We start from the raw sequence: 16381 nt of genomic DNA, 5'->3' as shown, positions 1-16381 counted from the left end.
CGCAGCGGCGCCGGACGCTGTTGATCATGCTGATGTTCATGACGGTGTCGCTGGGCTCCGCGATCGGCGGCTCGGTCGCGGCGAGGCTCATCACCGCCTATGGCTGGCAGTTCATCTTCGTGATCGGCGGTCTGCTGCCGCTCGTTCTCTGCCCGGTCCTGATCGTCTGGCTGCCGGAATCGCTCTCGCTGCTGGCGCTCGACGGCAGCAAGAATGATCGCGTGCGCGCGCTGCTGACGCGTATCGATCCCTCGGCGCACTTTCCCGCGGATGCGCGCTTCACCAGCGTCGAGGAGAGCGGCAAGGGCTTTCTGTTGCCGCAGCTGTTTACGAAGCGGCGGCTGCTGCCGACCTTGCTGCTGTGGATCATGTTCTTCATGAACATGATGGACATCTATTTCCTCAACAGCTGGCTGCCCACGCTCACGCATAAGGTCGGGCTCGAGGTCGAGGCCGCGATCGCCGTCGGCGTGGCGTTCCAGCTCGGCGGGATGCTCGGCACCGTCGGGCTCGGATTGCTGATCGAACGGCTCGGCTTCGACCGCGTATTGTTCGCGACCTATGTCGCCGGCTTCCTCTCCATCATCACCATCGGCTTCGCCGGTGCGTCATTGCCGGTCCTCGTGCCGGCGGTCTTCATCGCCGGCGTGGCTGTGATCGGCGGACAGATCGGCTGCAACGCCTATGCGGCACGCATCTATCCGACCTACATCCGCGCCACCGGCCTTGGTTGGGCGCTCGGCATCGGCCGTTTCGGCTCCATCCTCGGTGTCACCCTCGGCGGGTTGATGCTCGCGGCGCAGTGGAACGTGGCGTCGCTGTTTCAGGCGAGCGCAGTGCCGCAGCTCTGCTCGGCGTTGGTCATCCTCGCCCTCGCCGTGCTCGGCATGCGCGGCGGCCTGACCCCGTCCGACGATACCCAACGTGATGGGCTTTCAGTGCCCGAGCGCGCCTGAGCCGCGGGTCAGAGATCAACCAAGAGAAGATGACATGAAGACGCTTCAAACCCAGGTTCTCATCGTCGGCGCGGGCCCGGTCGGCTTGACCGCCGCCATGGATCTCGCATCGCGCGGCATTGACGTTGTCGTCGCGGAGATCAGGCGCGCCGGTGAGCCGCCCAACGTCAAGTGCAACCATGTGTCCGCGCGCTCCATGGAAGTCTTCCGCCGCCTCGGGATCGTCCGCGAGGTGCGCCAAGGCGGGCTGCCCGCCGATTTTCCGAACGACTGCGCCTACCGTACTGCCGTGGTCGGCCGCGAGCTGACGCGCATCCCGATTCCATGCCGCGCCGATCGCTACACCGCGACCGGAGGGCCGGACACTGATTGGCCGACGCCTGAGCCGCCGCATCGCATCAACCAGATCTATCTCGAGCCGATCCTGTTCGCCTGCGCCGAGGCGCAGGCGAACATCCGGATTCTGAACCGCGTCCAGGTCGACCACTTTCATCAGGACGAGAGCGGCGTGACCGCGCGCGCACGTGATCTCGACTCCGATCAGGACATCACCATCACCGCCAGCTATCTGATCGGCTGCGACGGTGGCCGGTCCACGGTCCGCAGGCTGATCGGCTCACGCCTGAGTGGTACCGACGTGGTGCAGCGGGTGCAGTCCACCTACATTCACGCCCCGGCGCTCAAGGACCTGATCACCCAAAAGCCGGCATGGATGACGATGTCGCTCAATCCACGCCGCTGCGGCACCACCGTCTCCATCGACGGCCGCGACAATTGGCTGATCCACAACCACCTCGCTCCGGAAGAGGTGGAATTCGACAGCGTTGATCGCGATTGGGCGCTCCGCACCATCCTCGGCGTCGACGACCGTTTCCAGTATGAGATCATCAGCAAGGAGGACTGGGTCGGCCGTCGCCTGGTCGCCGATCGTTTCCGCGATCGCCGAGCCTTCATTTGTGGCGATGCGGCGCATCTGTGGATTCCCTATGCCGGCTACGGCATGAACGCGGGGATCGCCGATGCGGTCGATCTCTGCTGGATGCTCGCAGGTGTCCTGCAAGGATGGGCGAGCCTTGCCCTGCTCGATGCCTATGAGGCGGAGCGGCAGCCGATCACCGAGCAGGTGTCCCACTTCGCGATGAACCATGCGCTTGCCGTGATGAGTCAGAGGCGGTCCGTGCCTGCCGAGGTGGAGTTCGACGGTCCGGTCGGCGATGCAGTGCGAGAGAGGGTCGGTCAAGCTGCCTACGATCTCAATGTGCAGCAATATTGCTGTGCCGGCCTGAACTTCGGTTATTACTACGACCGATCTCCTGCGATTTCCCATGACGGCGAGACGCCCCCACCCTATGGCATGGGCCATTTCACCGCCTCGACTGTGCCTGGCGCACGCGCGCCGCACTTCTGGCTCTCCGACGGTCGCTCGTTGCTGGACGCGCTCGGCCCGGCCTATACGCTGGTCCGGTTCGATCAGGCTGTCGGTGCCGCGCCGCTGACCGAAGCTGCGAAGCGGCATGCTGTTCCCTTGACGTTGGTCGATATCGATCGAGGCCAGGCGGCCTACGGCTTTCCGGAAAGTCTGCTGCTGCTGCGGCCGGATTCGCATATCGCCTGGCGCGGCATCGCGGCGCCGAGCGAGCCCGATCGACTGTTCGACCGCTTGCGCGGAGCGGCCTCCCAACCAGCCGGTCGTGAGCACGATTCAATCAGACAAGCAGCACACGTTCACGTCGCTTGATTGCAGGTTGCGCCTTTTTCGGATGGAGCACTCGATGTCCAAAGGAATCCTGGCTGCAATAGGAGCCGTTCTTGTCTTTGTGGGTGGGATGTTGGCGCATTTCACTCAGACGGCCAACGGCATTCGTATTGAAGACGTGCGTTTCAAGGGCGCCGCTGGGAACACGATGAGCGCTCTCGTCTACATTCCGCAGAATGCGAGCGAGAGGAGCCCCGCACCCGGGATCCTCGCGGTCCATGGCTACATCAACTCCCGCGAGACACAGGATGGTTTTGCGATCGAATTCGCCAGGCGCGGCTACGTCGTCGTTGCACTGGACCAGACCGGTCACGGCTATAGCGATCCGCCTGCTTTCGCACACGGCTTCGGCGGTCCCGATGGCCTGGCCTATCTGCGTAGCCTGCCCTATGTCGACAAGGACAATATCGGCCTTGAAGGGCACTCCATGGGCGGCTGGACAGTTCTTGCCGCGGCTACAGCGATGCCGGACGCCTACAAAGCGCTCGTGCTGGAGGGCTCATCGACCGGAAAGCCCTTTGCAGCCGAAGGAACACCGACCTGGCCACGTAACCTCGCCGTGGTCTTCTCCCAGTATGACGAGTTCTCCCAGATCATGTGGGGTAGCGAGTACGCAAGGAATGTCCCCCAGTCGGCAAAGCTCGCCGCCGTGTTCGGTGCTGCGGGACCCATCGAGCCCGGAAGGACTTACGGAGATATCAGCCAAGGTACCGCGCGAGTTCTCTATACCCCTGCAATGACGCATCCGGCTGACCACTTCTCCCGCGAAGCGATAGGCGACAGTCTCGACTGGTTCAGCAGGACGTTGACAGGCGGCACACCTTTGCCGTCGACCGATCAGATCTGGCTCCGCAAGGAGATCGGCACTCTGGTCGCCCTCATAGGGTTCTTTGTTCTTCTGCTCGGCGCGTTCGACCTGCTTCTGACGTGGTCACCGTTCGCCTCTCTTCGGATCGAGCCGGCCCACTTAGATGCGGCGAGTGCGGCATTGCCTAAGGGAAGAGCTTGGTGGACCGCCTTCTGGATCTCTGCGCTGCTGCCTGCGATAACTTACTATCCCGCCTTTGCCATCGGAAATGCGTGGCTGCCGGCATCGCGTTTCCTCCCGCAGGCTTTTACAACCCAGATCGTGACCTGGGCGCTCCTCAACACGGTGATTACGTTGGCGCTACTGCCTTTCGTGCCGAGGCGTATCAGGCGCAAAGGTGTTGCGGGACAGGCCGTCTTGATCGCACTTGCGACCATAGCCGTCGGCGTTCTGACGGTTTGGTTTGCCGACCTCCTGTTCAAGATCGACTTCCGCTTCTGGGTGGTGGCCCTCAAATTGCCGAGCGCGACGCAATTGATGATCATGCTGATCTACCTTGTTCCGTTTACGCTCTTCTTCATTGTCGCGCTGCGCGCACTGCACTCAAATTTCAGCCGCTTGGATGCGCCGGCGATCGGCCATTACGTCACGACCGTCCTGGTCCTTTCACTGGGGTTTGTCGTTCTCATCGGTGGTCAATATCTGGCAATGTGGTTTGGTGGGAGATTGATAAATCCGTTCCCAACGTCGCCCGTCGTGCCGCTGTCAACCATCATTGGCATTCAGTTCATTCCGCTCCTTGCCGCCGTCGCCGTGATCTCGACCTTCACGTGGCGACGGACCGGTACGTCGCTGCCTGGAGCGTTGATCTGCGGGCTGCTGGTGACCTGGTACATCGTGGCAGGGACGGCGACGCAAGCTGCGGTGTGATTCCATGCCTAGCTCGGCAAAGCGCCCCATGCCAACCAGAACCTCAACAGCGATGACAACGCACAGCACCGCGCACTACTTCCTCGAGGCGCTCGTTGACCTCGGGATCGACTACATCTTTGCCAATCTCGGCACCGATCATGTGTCGCTCATCGAGGAAATTGCGCGCTGGGACAGCGAAGGCCGGCGGCATCCCGAGGTCATCCTGTGTCCTCACGAGGTGGTCGCCGTGCATATGGCGGCCGGATATGCGATCGCAACCGGCCGCGGCCAGGCGGTGCTGGTGCATGTCGATGCCGGCACGGCGAACGCCTGCATGGCGATCCAGAACCTGTTTCGCTACCGCCTGCCGGTTTTGCTGCTTGCCGGCCGTGCGCCGTTCGCACTGCACGGCGAGTTGGCGGGTGGGCGCGACACCTATGTTCACTTCGTGCAGGACAGTTTCGATCAGGCCAGCATCGTGCGTCCCTACGTGAAATGGGAGTACACGCTGCCGTCGGGGGTCGTCGTGAAGGAGGCGCTGGCGCGTGCTGCAGCGTTCATGCACAGCGATCCGCCCGGCCCGGTCTACATGATGCTGCCGCGCGAAACGCTCGCCGAGACCTGGGACGAACGGGCGATGCCGGCCTACCTGCCGACGCGCTATGGGAGCGTCAAGGCCGGCGGCATCGAGCCGGCCCGCGCGCAGGCCGTTGCGGACGTGCTGATGGCTGCCGAGAATCCGGTCGCGCTGACGGCTTATCTCGGACGCAATGCCGAAGCCGTGTCGGTGCTGGAACAGTTGACGCTCGTCTGCGGCATCCGCGTCGTCGAGTTCAATCCCGTGACGATGAACATCTCCCAGGACTCGCCGTGCTTCGCCGGAGCTGACCCGGCCACGCTGGTGGCCGGCGCCGATCTCGGGCTGCTGGTCGACATCGACGTTCCCTTCATTCCGCAGACGGTGAAGTCAGCAGACCGGCTGCGCTGGATCCAGATCGACATCGACGCCTTGAAGGCCGATATTCCGATGTGGGGATTTGCGACCGATCTTCGCATGCAGGGCGATTCAGCGATCATCCTGCGCCAAGTTCTGGAGATCGTCGTCGCACGTGCGGACGACGCCTATCGGCGGAAGGTGCACGATCGGATCGCAAGTTGGCAGCCCGCGCGCGAGGCCGCCCGGGCGAGACTGAGATCGGCAGCGGCGCAGAAGGGCTCGTCCGGCGCGATCAACCCCGCCTATCTCTTCGCGCGTCTGCAGGCGCACCTGTCCGAGGATGACATCGTCCTCAACGAGGCCGTCCGCAATGCGCCGGTAGCGCAGCAGCAGCTTCGCCGAACCAGGCCGCTGACCTATGTGGGTCTGGCGGGAGGCGGCCTCGGCTTCAGCGGCGGCATGGCCCTCGGGCTGAAGCTTGCCAATCCGTCACGCCGCGTGGTGCAGATCGTCGGCGACGGCGCTTTCCACTTCGCCGCGCCGGATTCCGTCTACGCCGTGTCCCAGCAATATCAATTGCCGATCTTCTCCGTGATCCTCGACAATGGCGGCTGGCAGGCGGTGAAGGCCTCGGTTCAGCGCGTGTATCCCGACGGCGCCGCGCAAGGAGCCGATGCCTTCCTCTCCAGGCTGCGCAGCGGCCGTCAGGACGAGCGGCGGCATCTGGCCGATATTGCTGCTGGGTTCGGCGCCTACGGTGAGCGGGTCGGCGACCCGGAGGAGCTCGATGCGGCGATCGAGCGCTGCCTTGCTGCACTCGACGGCGGCCGCACCGCCGTCCTGCACGTCGACATCACGCCGCTGTAGCCTCATCACCCCAGGCAGGAGCAGCGTCTGCCAATCTGACGACGCCTGACGACGAGGACGAACCGATCCCCGCCGGGCTTATGCTACGCGCGGCACGGCGTGATAGCGGTCCACCACGATGTCGCGCTTGCTCGGATCGACGCGCACCGTCATCTCGTAGCGGCCATCGTGCAGCTCTTTGTTGAGCACCTCGGCGTTGCGATGCAGCCAGCTGATCCCGGCGCCATCTGCGGCGTCGATTGAGAGATCGAGCGTGGTGCGCGCCGCAGCCAGCCGATCCTCGATCGCCTGCAGCAGCGTATCCACGCCCTCCCCGGTCGCGGCCGAGACCAGCAGGCAGGGCCGCTCCGGCGGACGGCGGGCCGCAATGTTCTCGAGGTTTTCGCGGTGCGCATCGTCCAGGCAATCGACCTTGTTCCAGACCTCGATGATGTTGTCGCTGGCCTCGGGATCGATGCCGAGCTGGCTCAGCACCATCTCGACGTCCTGCTGCTGTGCTTCGGCGTCTTCGTGCGAGATGTCGCGCACGTGCAGGATCACGTCCGCTTCCAGCACCTCCTCGAGTGTGGCGCGGAAGGCCGCGACCAGCTGTGTCGGCAGATTGGAGATGAAGCCGACCGTGTCAGACAGCATGGCCTTGCCGCCATGCGGCAGACTGATCGCGCGCAAGGTCGGATCGAGTGTTGCAAACAGCATATCGGCAGCCTGCACATCGGCGCGGGTCAGCCGGTTGAACAGCGTCGACTTGCCAGCATTGGTATAGCCGACCAGCGCCACCACCCGATACGGCACGCGCTGGCGGCCAGCCCGATGCAACCTCCGCGTCGCCTGCACCTTCTTCAGTTCGTTTTCGAGCCGGCTGATGCGTTCGCTGATCAGCCGGCGGTCAGCCTCGATCTGGGTCTCGCCCGGACCGCCCATGAAACCGAAACCGCCGCGCTGGCGCTCCAGATGGGTCCAGGAGCGGACCAGACGGCTGCGCTGGTAGTTCAGATGCGCGAGCTCGACCTGCAACGAGCCCTCTTTGGTCTTGGCGCGACGGCCGAAGATCTCGAGAATGAGCCCGGTGCGATCGAGGACCTTGGTATTCCAGGCCTTCTCGAGATTGCGCTGCTGGATCGGCGACAGCGCGCAATCCATCACCACGAGCTCGATGCCGTGACCCGGGAGTTGGCCGGCGATCAGCCCCGCGATCTCGTCGACCTTTCCCTTGCCGAGATAGGTGGCGGGCCGGATCTGTCCGATCGTCGCAATCAGGGCCTCTGCCACCGTGAGATCGATCGCACGCGCCAAGCCCGTGGCCTCATCGAGCCGAGCTTCGAAATCGCGCGCGTCAGATGCGCCCGGCTGCACGGCGCCGTGACGCGCCCGCAGATACGGCCCGATGACGATCACCCGCCCGGTGTTTTGCACATCTGCCGACTTCGGATGGTCGGCGCCCCGATCGCGATCGCGGGGTTCCAATCAGATCACTCTCACGCCGATGCGTCCTCGCCGCCTTCGAACAGCTGGATCGGTGCCCCCGGCATGATGGTCGAGATCGCATGCTTGTAGACCAGCTGCGAATGGCCGTCGCGCCGAAGCAGCAGGCAAAAATTGTCGAACCAGGTGACAATCCCCTGCAATTTCACACCGTTCACCAAAAAGATCGTCAGTGGCGTTTTGGTTTTACGAACATGATTGAGGAAGGTGTCTTGTAGATTTTGAGCGCGGTCTGCCGCCATTGTTGTTATCTCGCGTCGTGTGCTTTTTTCTTATTGAACCCATGATCCGACAACGTCGTTGGACCCTTCGGGTCGCCCATGCTCCAGTGAGATCCCCCTCGCGGAACATGGGCGGTAGGATTAGAAGGCAGCCGCGATCAATAGGCAAGCTGCTTGCACGGACACAGGTTCCAAAACACCGGCAATTCTCCGTAAATTTCCGGAAAATGCCTGATTGTCCCAAACAAAATCGCGCTCGCAGAGCGGATTTGACGGACCACTACCCGACCCCGAGCGCCTTCAGCTTGCGATGCAGGGCGGATCGTTCCATGCCGACGAACTCCGCGGTTCGCGAGATATTCCCGGAGAAACGACTGATCTGTGCGATCAGATAGTCGCGCTCGAACACCTCGCGTGCCTCCCGCAGCGGCAGTCCCATGATGTGCTCGCCATTGTTGCTGGTCGGCATCGCCGGCACCATCGAGCCGACGTCGGGCGGCAGCATGTCGGCAGTGATGATCACCTCAGGGCCGCCGGCGGCGAGAATCATCACGCGCTCCACATTGTTGCGGAGCTGCCGCACATTGCCGGGCCAGACGTGCGACTGCAGCACAGCCATGGCGTCCTGTCCGATCTGTCGCTTCGGCAGGCCAGTCGTGACCGAGATCTGGTCCATGAAGTAGTCGATCAGTTCGGGAATGTCTTCGCGCCGTTCGGCGAGCGGCGGCACGCGGATCGGCACAACCGACAGGCGGTGATAGAGGTCCTCGCGGAAGCGGCCGGCGGCAATCTCCTCTTCGAGATTGCGCGCCGTCGAGGAGATGATTCGGACGTCGACATGCACCTTGGTGGTGCCGCCCGAGCGCTGGAAGGTCTGATCGACCAGCACACGCAAGATCTTGTTCTGGGTTTCGCGCGGCATGTCGGCGATCTCGTCGACGAACAAGGTGCCGCCATGCGCCTCCTCCAGCGCGCCGGTCTTGCGCGGCTGCTCGCCATTGGACTGCTCGACGCCGAACAATTCCTCTTCCATCCGCTCCGGCGTAATCGCGGCGGCGTTGATCACCACGAACGGTCCCTCCGCGCGCGGGGATGCCGTATGCAGGGTGCGCGCTGCGAGCTCCTTGCCGGAGCCGGGCGGGCCCACGATCAGGATGCGGCTGTTGGCCTTGGCCGCGCGCTCGATGGTCTGGCGCAGCTGGTTCATCGCCGGCGACCGGCCGGTCATCACGCTTGCGGTCGGCGCCAGCTGCTTCAGCTCGCGGACCTCGCGCTTCAGGCGCGAGTTTTCCAGCGCCCGCGTGGCGACCAGGATCAGCCGGTCCGACTTGAACGGCTTCTCGATGAAGTCATAGGCGCCGCGCTTGATGGCGGCGACCGCAGTCTCGATGTTGCCATGGCCGGAGATCATCACGACCGGAAGGTCGGGATGGTCCTTCTTGATCTGCTCCAACAACTGCAAGCCATCGAGCTTGGAGCCCTGCAGCCAGATGTCGAGAAACACCAGGTTCGGGCGACGGCTCGTAATTTCCGCCAGCGCCGAATCGCTGTCGCGCGCGGTGCGCGTCGTGAAGCCCTCGTCATCGAGGATGCCGGCGACCAGTTCGCGGATATCGGCCTCATCGTCGACAATCAGAATATCACTCGCCATGGATCACGCCTGTCTCGTCAGCCGCCTGATGCGGCTTTGATTTTTGTTTCATTGTTGGTCGTCTCAGTCGGCCTTGCGGTTTCCCCAGCCGGCTCCTTTGTTTCGGCACTTGCGACGGCACCTTCAGCGCCCTGCTCCTTCGCGTCCGACTTGGCCGCCTGCCCCGACACGGCAAAACGCAGCCGCATCCAGGCGCCGCGCTGCCCGGCGCGGAAATCCGAGGCGTCCTTCAGCTCTAACCGGCCGCCATGGTCTTCCAGCACGCGGCCGACGATGGCCAAACCCAGGCCCGTGCCCTTGGCACGCGTGGTGACGTACGGTTCCAGAAGCCGCTGACGCGCCACCTTGGGCAGCCCGATGCCGTTGTCGATCACGTCAATGAGGACATCGCCGCCCTCTTGCGCGACCACCACGTCAATGCGCCCCTTGCCGAGCTCTTCCGGCGGCACGACTTCGATCGCCTCGGTTGCGTTCTTGATGATGTTGGTGAGCGCCTGCGAGATCAGGCGGCGGTCGAACTGCGCGCGCAGCGGGTCCTGTTTGATATCGGTCTCGATGTCGATCTCGGGGTGGGCGACCTTCATCAGGAACACCGCCTGGCGCACGGTGTCCGCGACATCCTCGCCCTCCATCACCGGCTTCGGCATCCGCGCAAAGCGCGAGAACTCGTCGACCATTCGCCTGATGTCGTCGACCTGCCGCACGATCGTCTCGGTGCATTGCTCAAAAACGGCCTTGTCCTCGGTGATGACCTTGCCGAATTTGCGGCGAATCCGTTCTGCCGAGAGCTGAATCGGCGTCAGTGGATTCTTGATCTCGTGTGCGATGCGGCGCGCCACGTCGCCCCAGGCCGATGTGCGCTGCGCCGAGACCAGCTCGGTGATGTCGTCGAGCGTGATGATGTAGCTGTCGCGGGCCTGATTGGTCTGCTCGGCGGTGACGCGCACCGAGAGGTTACGCTCGTGGCCGTCGCGCTGGATCGTGATCTGTCCCTGCACCAGCCGCTGCTTGCCCTCACGCGCGGTCTTCATCATCTCGTCGAGTTCGGGCAGCACCTCCAACAACGGATGGTCGAGCGTCTCGGATTCGGCGTGCCCGATCAGCTTCTCCGCCGAGCGGTTGAGAATGCCGACCGAGCCCGAGGCATCGACGCCGATGATTCCCGCCGAGGCCGAGGACAGCACCGCTTCGATGAAGCGGCGGCGGCTGTCGATCAGTTCGCTGGCATTGACGAGCTCGTCGCGCTGGGTGCGCAGCTCCTGCGTCATCTTGTTGAAGGTCTCGCCGAGCTGGGCCAGGTCACCTTCGGACGTGTGCACGGGCACCTGGACGTTGAGATCGCCGGTCGAGACCGTCTTCGCCGCGCTCATCAGGCGGCGGATCGGGGCCACCAGCCGGTTGGCAAAATTCAGGCCGATCAGCACCGACGCCATCAGGATCGTCAGCGCGATCACCGCGAACATCAGCGCGAAGGCGACCTGGATGCCGAGCCGGCGCGATTCGACCTGTGCATATTCGGCGACGGAAAGCTCGGTCTGCTTCAGCTGCGTGACCACCCTGGGATCGAGCGCCCGTGCAACGTAAAGGAACGTATCGTTGAAAGCGCGCAGGCGGATCACGGCTGCGACGTAATTGGCCTCCGGGAACACCGCGATCTGCGGCTCGGTTTCGTTGACGTTGCTCAGGAAGTCGGCCGGCGGGGTCTGGTAGCTGTACTCGACACCCGTCTGCGCCGTCTCCAGCACGTTGCGGTCCTTGTCGATCAGCATCGCGCCCGGCAGATTGCGTGACGCCGCGCTTGCAGTGAGCAGCTCGCGGAAGGTCGCACGATCCTGGTCAAACAGCGGCCGGGCGTGGGCGATGTCATTGGCCATGCCCAGAATATCGCCGCGGATCAGCTGCGCGTGCTCGTAGGTATAGGCGCGCGCCACCGTCAGCGAGTTCTGGATCGCCTCCCGGGCCGGGCCGGAGAACAGCCGGTCGAGGCCGCGGTCGATCGTCACATTGGCAACGATTGCGACCAGCACCGCCGGCAGCACCGCGATGATCGAGAACAGGCCGACCACCTGCACGTGCAGGCGCGCCGCCGCCCGGCCCCGCCGTCGGGCCTGGACCATCTGCCAGACCTCGCGGATGATGATCCCGACCAGGATCAGGATGGTGCCGGCGTCGATCAGCAGGAAGGTGCTGACCACCTCGGGCGTCGGCTCGATCGGCGTCAGGCCGACCAGCACGACAAAGCTCAGGAACGCCGAGCCCAGCGCCAACGCCACGGCGAACGGCCCCAACAGGGTACGCCACGTCCAGCGCCGTCCCTCAGGAGGCGGCGAATCGAACGGGGTGGCCGAGGTCTCTGCGTTGGTCATTCCGGCAAGGGGTGTGATGCTGAACGGGAGTCCGGCTGATTCGGACTGATGCATTCATACCACAATGTTGCCGAATTGCGACAAATCCACGGCGTTGAGGACGCCCCGGATTCATCCGGTTTTGATTTCTGCGGTAACCGCGGAATGGCGTCGCCTAAGAATACCTCCTAGGCACCGCTGCGGTAGACCTGGATATCGAGGTCGCGAATCTTCTTGCGCAGCGTATTGCGGTTCAGCCCAAGCAGATCGGCGGCGCGGATTTGATTTCCGCGGGTGGCAGCGAGCGCGGCCGTGAGCAGCGGCACCTCGATCTCTTTGAGGATGCGGTGATAGAGGCCCGGCGGCGGCACGCCGTTCGGGAACCCCTGGAAATGCGAGGACAGGTAGGCCTCGACGGCGCCACCCAGATTATCGATCGAATGCGAGGAATTGTTTCCGGCGTTGACGGCGGGCGGCGCCAGTTCGCCATCGATGACGGAGGACGTGATCACGTCCTGCGGATAGAGCGCGGCCAGCCGCCGCGCGAGGTTCTCCAATTCGCGCACATTGCCCGGCCAGCGGTGCTGCTTGAGCCGTTCCAGCGCAGCCGCGTCGAGCTTCTTCGGCGGCAGCCCGTCCTTCTCGGCCAGCGCGAAGAAATGTCGCACCAGATCCGGCAGGTCCTCGATCCGCTCGCGCAAGGGCGGCAGCCGCAACGGCACGACATTCAAGCGGAAGAACAGGTCTTCGCGGAACAGGCCCTGCTGGATCAGGATGCGCAGGTCCTTGTTCGAGGCGGCGACGATGCGCACGTCAGTCTTGATCGGGGTGCGGCCGCCGACCGTGGTGTATTCGCCCTGCTGCAGCACGCGCAGGAGCCGCGTCTGCGCCTCCATCGGCATGTCGCCGATCTCGTCCAGGAACAGCGTGCCGCCCTCGGCCTGCTCGAAGCGGCCGGAAGCGCGGGCATTGGCGCCGGTGAAGGCGCCGCGCTCATGGCCGAACAGTTCCGATTCGATCAGGTCGCGCGGGATCGCCGCCATGTTGACGGCGACGAACGGGCCGTTGCGGCGCTTGCCGTAGTCGTGCAGCGCGCGGGCGACCAGCTCCTTGCCGGTGCCGGATTCGCCCGAGATCATCACGGTGAGGTCGGTCTGCATCAGCCGCGCCAGCACGCGGTAGATCTCCTGCATCGCCGGCGAGCGGCCGACCAGCGGGATCGATTCGAACTCGGAATCGTCGGGTTGCGAGGCCGCGCGTTCCTTGGGCTCGGCGAGCGCACGCCCGACGATCGCGATCAGCTCCTTCAGGTCGAACGGCTTTGGCAGATACTCGTAAGCGCCCCGCTCCGAGGCGCGGATCGCGGTCATGAACGTGTTCTGCGCGCTCATGACGATCACTGGAAGGTTCGGCCGCATCTTCTTGATCCGCGGCAGCAGGTCGAAGGCGTTCTCGTCCGGCATCACCACGTCGGTGATGACGAGATCGCCCTCGCCCTGGCTCACCCAGCGCCACAGCGTGGCGGCGTTGCCGGTCAGCCGCACCTCGTAACCGGCGCGCGACAGCGCCTGGTTGAGGACCGTGCGGATCGCCGTATCGTCGTCGGCGACAAGAATGCTACCTGCAGGCATGGGTCGTCCTCATCTTGATCCCTGTGAGGCATGCAACGGCGTCCCGGAAACGTCATCGCCATGGCTTTTGTTAAGGCTGTGGTCTGGTTGTTTGCTTGCGCTGTACATCGGCATCAGAACCCGGAAGGTGGTCTTGCGCGGCTGTGACTCGCACTCGATGATCCCGCCATGGTCGCCGATGATTTTTGCAACCAATGCAAGACCGAGGCCGCTGCCGGTCGGCTTGGTGGTCACGAAGGGATCGAACAGGTTCGGCATCAGGTCTTCCGGCACGCCGGGGCCGTTGTCCCTGACGCAGAACTCCAGCGGCAGCGACACCCGCGACTTCTTGCCGGGCACCGAGAGCCGCACGCCAGGCCGGAACGCCGTGGTGAGCTGGATTTCGGCATCAGTGCCGAGATCGACCACCGCCTCGGCGGCGTTCTTGACCAGGTTCAGGAACACCTGGATCAGCTGGTCCTGGTTGGCGAGCACCGGCGGCAGCGAGGGATCGTAATCCTCGATGAAGCGGACGTTGCGGGCGAAGCCCGATTGCGCCAGCCGCTTCACATGGTCGAGCACGGAATGGATGTTGACCGGCCCGCGCGCCACGGGGCGGTCGTCGCCGAACACCTCCATGCGGTCGACCAAGGTGACGATGCGATCGGCCTCGTCGCAGATCAGCCGCGTCAGCATGCGGTCCTCGGACGAGGCCTGCTGCTCCAACAGCTGTGCGGCGCCGCGGATGCCGGAGAGCGGATTCTTGATCTCATGCGCAAGCATGGCGGCGAGCGCGATCACCGAGCGCGCGGCGCTGCGATGGGTGAGCTGACGGTCCATCTTGTCGGCGATGGTGCGCTCCTGCAGCATCACCACGATATGGCCGGCCCGCTCTGGCAACGGGGCGACATGAAGATCGACCAGCCGGTCGGCGCCGGTGCGCGGCGTGCCCAGATCGACCTTGTATTCGTTGACCGGCGCGCTGGTGGTGCGGACCTGGTCAATCAGTGCCAGCAGCGGGCTGCCGAACGGCACCAGCTTCTTGAGCGATTGCCGCTGCAGGAATTGGGTGGAGGAATCGAAGAAGGATTCCGCCGCCATGTTGGCGTCCACGATCATGCCGTCCGGCCCCACCACGAGCACCGGATTGGGCAAGGCGTTGAGAATGGCATCGCCATCGGATGGCGGGCGCTTGCGCTGTTCTGCGGCTGAGCTCATGCGGCTGCACTCCAGGCAAAATCGTCGAAAGCGTCATCGAGCTGCCGATGCACATCGGCCGGCTGCTCGGAGGTGAGGATGCGCGCGCGCCACGCCTTCAATTTTTCGGCCGGCGCGCTCGCGGCCCGGGCGGCAACATCAAGGCCCCAGGCGAGATGCTTGCGGGCGTGGCGCAGGCCGACCCGCGCGCCGTAGTGATCGCAGATCGCGGCGTAGAGGGTTTGGAGATAATCGAGCTGTTGCGCCAGTTCCGGCGCCGCCTCTTCCGCTGCGCCGGCGAGCCTGCGGCCGATCTGGCCGGGCAGCCAGGGCTGGCCTTGCGCACCACGGCCGATCATCACGGCATCCGCCCCCGATGCATCGAGCGCCTCGCGCGCGTCGTCGAAGGAGGTGATGTCGCCGTTGACGACGAGCGGCACCGTCACGGCGTCCTTCACCGCGCGCACCGCCGCCCAGTCCGCTTCTCCCTTGTAGAACTGACTGCGGGTGCGGCCATGCACGGTGATGAGCTGCACGCCTGCGGCTTCGGCCCGGCGCGCCAGATCGGCTGCGTTCTTGCTGCGCTCGTCCCAGCCGAGCCGCATCTTCAAGGTCACGGGCACGGAGACCGCGGCGATCGTCGCCTCGATCAGGCTGAGCGCATGGTCGAGATCGCGCATCAGGGCCGAGCCGGACTGGCCGCCGGTGACATGCCGTGCCGGACAGCCCATGTTGATGTCGATGATGTCGGCGCCGGAGGCTTCAGCCACGCGCGCGCCCTCCGCCATCCAGTGCGCCTCGCAGCCGGCGAGTTGCACCACGTGCGGCCCAATGCCGCTGGCTTCGCAGCGCAATCGGGATATCCACCGGCCTCTGACCAAGTCGTCGCTCGCGGTCATTTCGGACACGACGAGGCCGGCGCCGAGCTCGGCCGCCAGGCGGCGGAACGGGGCGTCCGTCACCCCCGACATCGGCGCGAGGAGGGCTTGATTGGCGAGCGGAACCTCGCCGATTTTCAATGGCTTGGCACTAGGTTTGGCCGGACCGGTCACGGACGACTCACGGGCTCTTCAGACGCATCATTGCGACTGCCTTGCACTCTCCAGCACAATGATTGGGCAGTCAAGCGTTATGCCTACACTTTAGCCAAAACTACCTGCGTTTCAAGTGCAGCGCAGCAAATTTTGCTTGTTGAACGGTCATGGTAAACCCGGAACGACACGGATTTTTGCATGGCTCGGAGGGTCCGGGCGTGCCGGTGGTGACTACGGCCTAGGCGATTCGGCTGCACCTGCCCGTGTCGTTGCCAACCATCGAGACCTCGGCACCTTCCGACGTCGCGTCCGTGATCGTGCTCGCTTACGTGAGGCGGGCGATGTATGAAGCGCGCCTCAGCCTCACCTCATCGTGTTCTTCATCACTCATCTGTTCCTATGACCAGTTCTCAGCGTACCGCAGCCATTCTCGTTGCAGCCGGGCGTGGCCTGCGTGCCGGCGGCGGCGGGCCCAAGCAGTACCGCATGATCGGCGGCCGTACCGTCATCCATCGTGCGCTCGCGGCCTTCGCCGACCATCCCGAGATCGATATCGTGCAGCCCGTTGTGAATCCTGACGACACCGACGTGTTCAGCGCCGCTGT

12 protein-coding genes are annotated in these 16381 nt (G+C 64.3%); 5 read left to right on the top strand and 7 right to left on the bottom strand.

The genetic code is table 11. The features are described from left to right. From BRAS3843_RS19060 to BRAS3843_RS19045, 4 genes are all read left to right on the top strand, one after another. On the top strand, positions 1–956 hold a 956-nt coding region (locus BRAS3843_RS19060), incomplete at its 5' end, for an MFS transporter (protein ID WP_035982173.1). Positions 957–990: 34 nt separating this feature from the next. Beyond that, positions 991–2694, top strand: a complete 1704-nt coding sequence (locus BRAS3843_RS19055) for an FAD-dependent oxidoreductase (RefSeq protein WP_008970634.1) — start codon at positions 991–993, stop codon at positions 2692–2694. Between the two features lie 34 nt (positions 2695–2728). Beyond that, positions 2729–4450, top strand: coding sequence for an alpha/beta fold hydrolase (locus tag BRAS3843_RS19050; protein WP_008970633.1), 1722 nt, complete (start codon positions 2729–2731; stop codon positions 4448–4450). A gap of 52 nt (positions 4451–4502) precedes the next feature. Continuing rightward, positions 4503–6236: a thiamine pyrophosphate-requiring protein gene (locus BRAS3843_RS19045; protein WP_008970632.1), complete on the top strand. Its 1734-nt coding sequence runs from the start codon at positions 4503–4505 to the stop codon at positions 6234–6236. Positions 6237–6314: 78 nt separating this feature from the next. Here BRAS3843_RS19045 and hflX read toward each other — a convergent pair whose 3' ends face one another. From hflX to dusB, 7 genes are all read right to left on the bottom strand, one after another. Next, entirely contained in the window at positions 6315–7700 is a 1386-nt protein-coding gene (hflX, locus tag BRAS3843_RS19040) for a GTPase HflX (RefSeq protein ID WP_008970631.1), read from the bottom strand. Positions 7701–7711: 11 nt separating this feature from the next. Beyond that, on the bottom strand, positions 7712–7960 hold the full coding sequence (hfq, locus tag BRAS3843_RS19035) for an RNA chaperone Hfq (RefSeq protein WP_006613906.1): 249 nt from the start codon (positions 7958–7960) through the stop codon (positions 7712–7714). 259 nt (positions 7961–8219) lie between these two features. Then, positions 8220–9590: a sigma-54 dependent transcriptional regulator gene (locus BRAS3843_RS19030; RefSeq protein ID WP_008970630.1), complete on the bottom strand. Its 1371-nt coding sequence runs from the start codon at positions 9588–9590 to the stop codon at positions 8220–8222. A 17-nt stretch (positions 9591–9607) separates the two neighbouring features. After that, positions 9608–11956, bottom strand: coding sequence for a PAS domain-containing sensor histidine kinase (locus BRAS3843_RS19025; RefSeq protein ID WP_008970629.1), 2349 nt, complete (start codon positions 11954–11956; stop codon positions 9608–9610). A gap of 167 nt (positions 11957–12123) precedes the next feature. Then, entirely contained in the window at positions 12124–13566 is a 1443-nt protein-coding gene (ntrC, locus tag BRAS3843_RS19020) for a nitrogen regulation protein NR(I) (protein ID WP_008970628.1), read from the bottom strand. Between the two features lie 9 nt (positions 13567–13575). After that, the gene (locus BRAS3843_RS19015; protein WP_008970627.1) at positions 13576–14763 is read right to left on the bottom strand and encodes a nitrogen regulation protein NR(II); all 1188 of its coding nucleotides are present in this window, start codon (positions 14761–14763) and stop codon (positions 13576–13578) included. Next, positions 14760–15761, bottom strand: a complete 1002-nt coding sequence (dusB, locus tag BRAS3843_RS19010) for a tRNA dihydrouridine synthase DusB (protein WP_083841395.1) — start codon at positions 15759–15761, stop codon at positions 14760–14762. The genes BRAS3843_RS19015 and dusB overlap by 4 nt, the downstream gene beginning before the upstream one ends. 414 nt (positions 15762–16175) lie before the next feature. Here dusB and BRAS3843_RS19005 point away from each other — a divergent pair. After that, positions 16176–16381 (top strand): 2-C-methyl-D-erythritol 4-phosphate cytidylyltransferase (locus tag BRAS3843_RS19005; protein WP_035982168.1); only part of this gene is annotated, 206 nt, incomplete at its 3' end.

The organism is Bradyrhizobium sp. STM 3843, from assembly GCF_000239815.1.
GTDB lineage: Bacteria > Pseudomonadota > Alphaproteobacteria > Rhizobiales > Xanthobacteraceae > Bradyrhizobium.
The sequence above is the reverse complement of the archived record's forward strand: the minus strand, read 5'-3'. Positions and strand labels throughout refer to the sequence as shown.

Excerpts from the sequence above, each read along its gene's own strand:
- BRAS3843_RS19055 (WP_008970634.1), top strand. The coding sequence starts at position 991 with ATGAAGACGCTTCAAACCCAGGTTCTCATCGTCGGCGCGGGCCCGGTC.
- BRAS3843_RS19050 (WP_008970633.1), top strand. The coding sequence starts at position 2,729 with ATGTCCAAAGGAATCCTGGCTGCAATAGGAGCCGTTCTTGTCTTTGTG.
- BRAS3843_RS19045 (WP_008970632.1), top strand. The coding sequence starts at position 4,503 with ATGACAACGCACAGCACCGCGCACTACTTCCTCGAGGCGCTCGTTGAC.
- hfq (WP_006613906.1), bottom strand. The coding sequence starts at position 7,960 with ATGGCGGCAGACCGCGCTCAAAATCTACAAGACACCTTCCTCAATCAT.
- BRAS3843_RS19030 (WP_008970630.1), bottom strand. The coding sequence starts at position 9,590 with ATGGCGAGTGATATTCTGATTGTCGACGATGAGGCCGATATCCGCGAA.
- BRAS3843_RS19025 (WP_008970629.1), bottom strand. The coding sequence starts at position 11,956 with ATGACCAACGCAGAGACCTCGGCCACCCCGTTCGATTCGCCGCCTCCT.
- ntrC (WP_008970628.1), bottom strand. The coding sequence starts at position 13,566 with ATGCCTGCAGGTAGCATTCTTGTCGCCGACGACGATACGGCGATCCGC.
- BRAS3843_RS19015 (WP_008970627.1), bottom strand. The coding sequence starts at position 14,763 with ATGAGCTCAGCCGCAGAACAGCGCAAGCGCCCGCCATCCGATGGCGAT.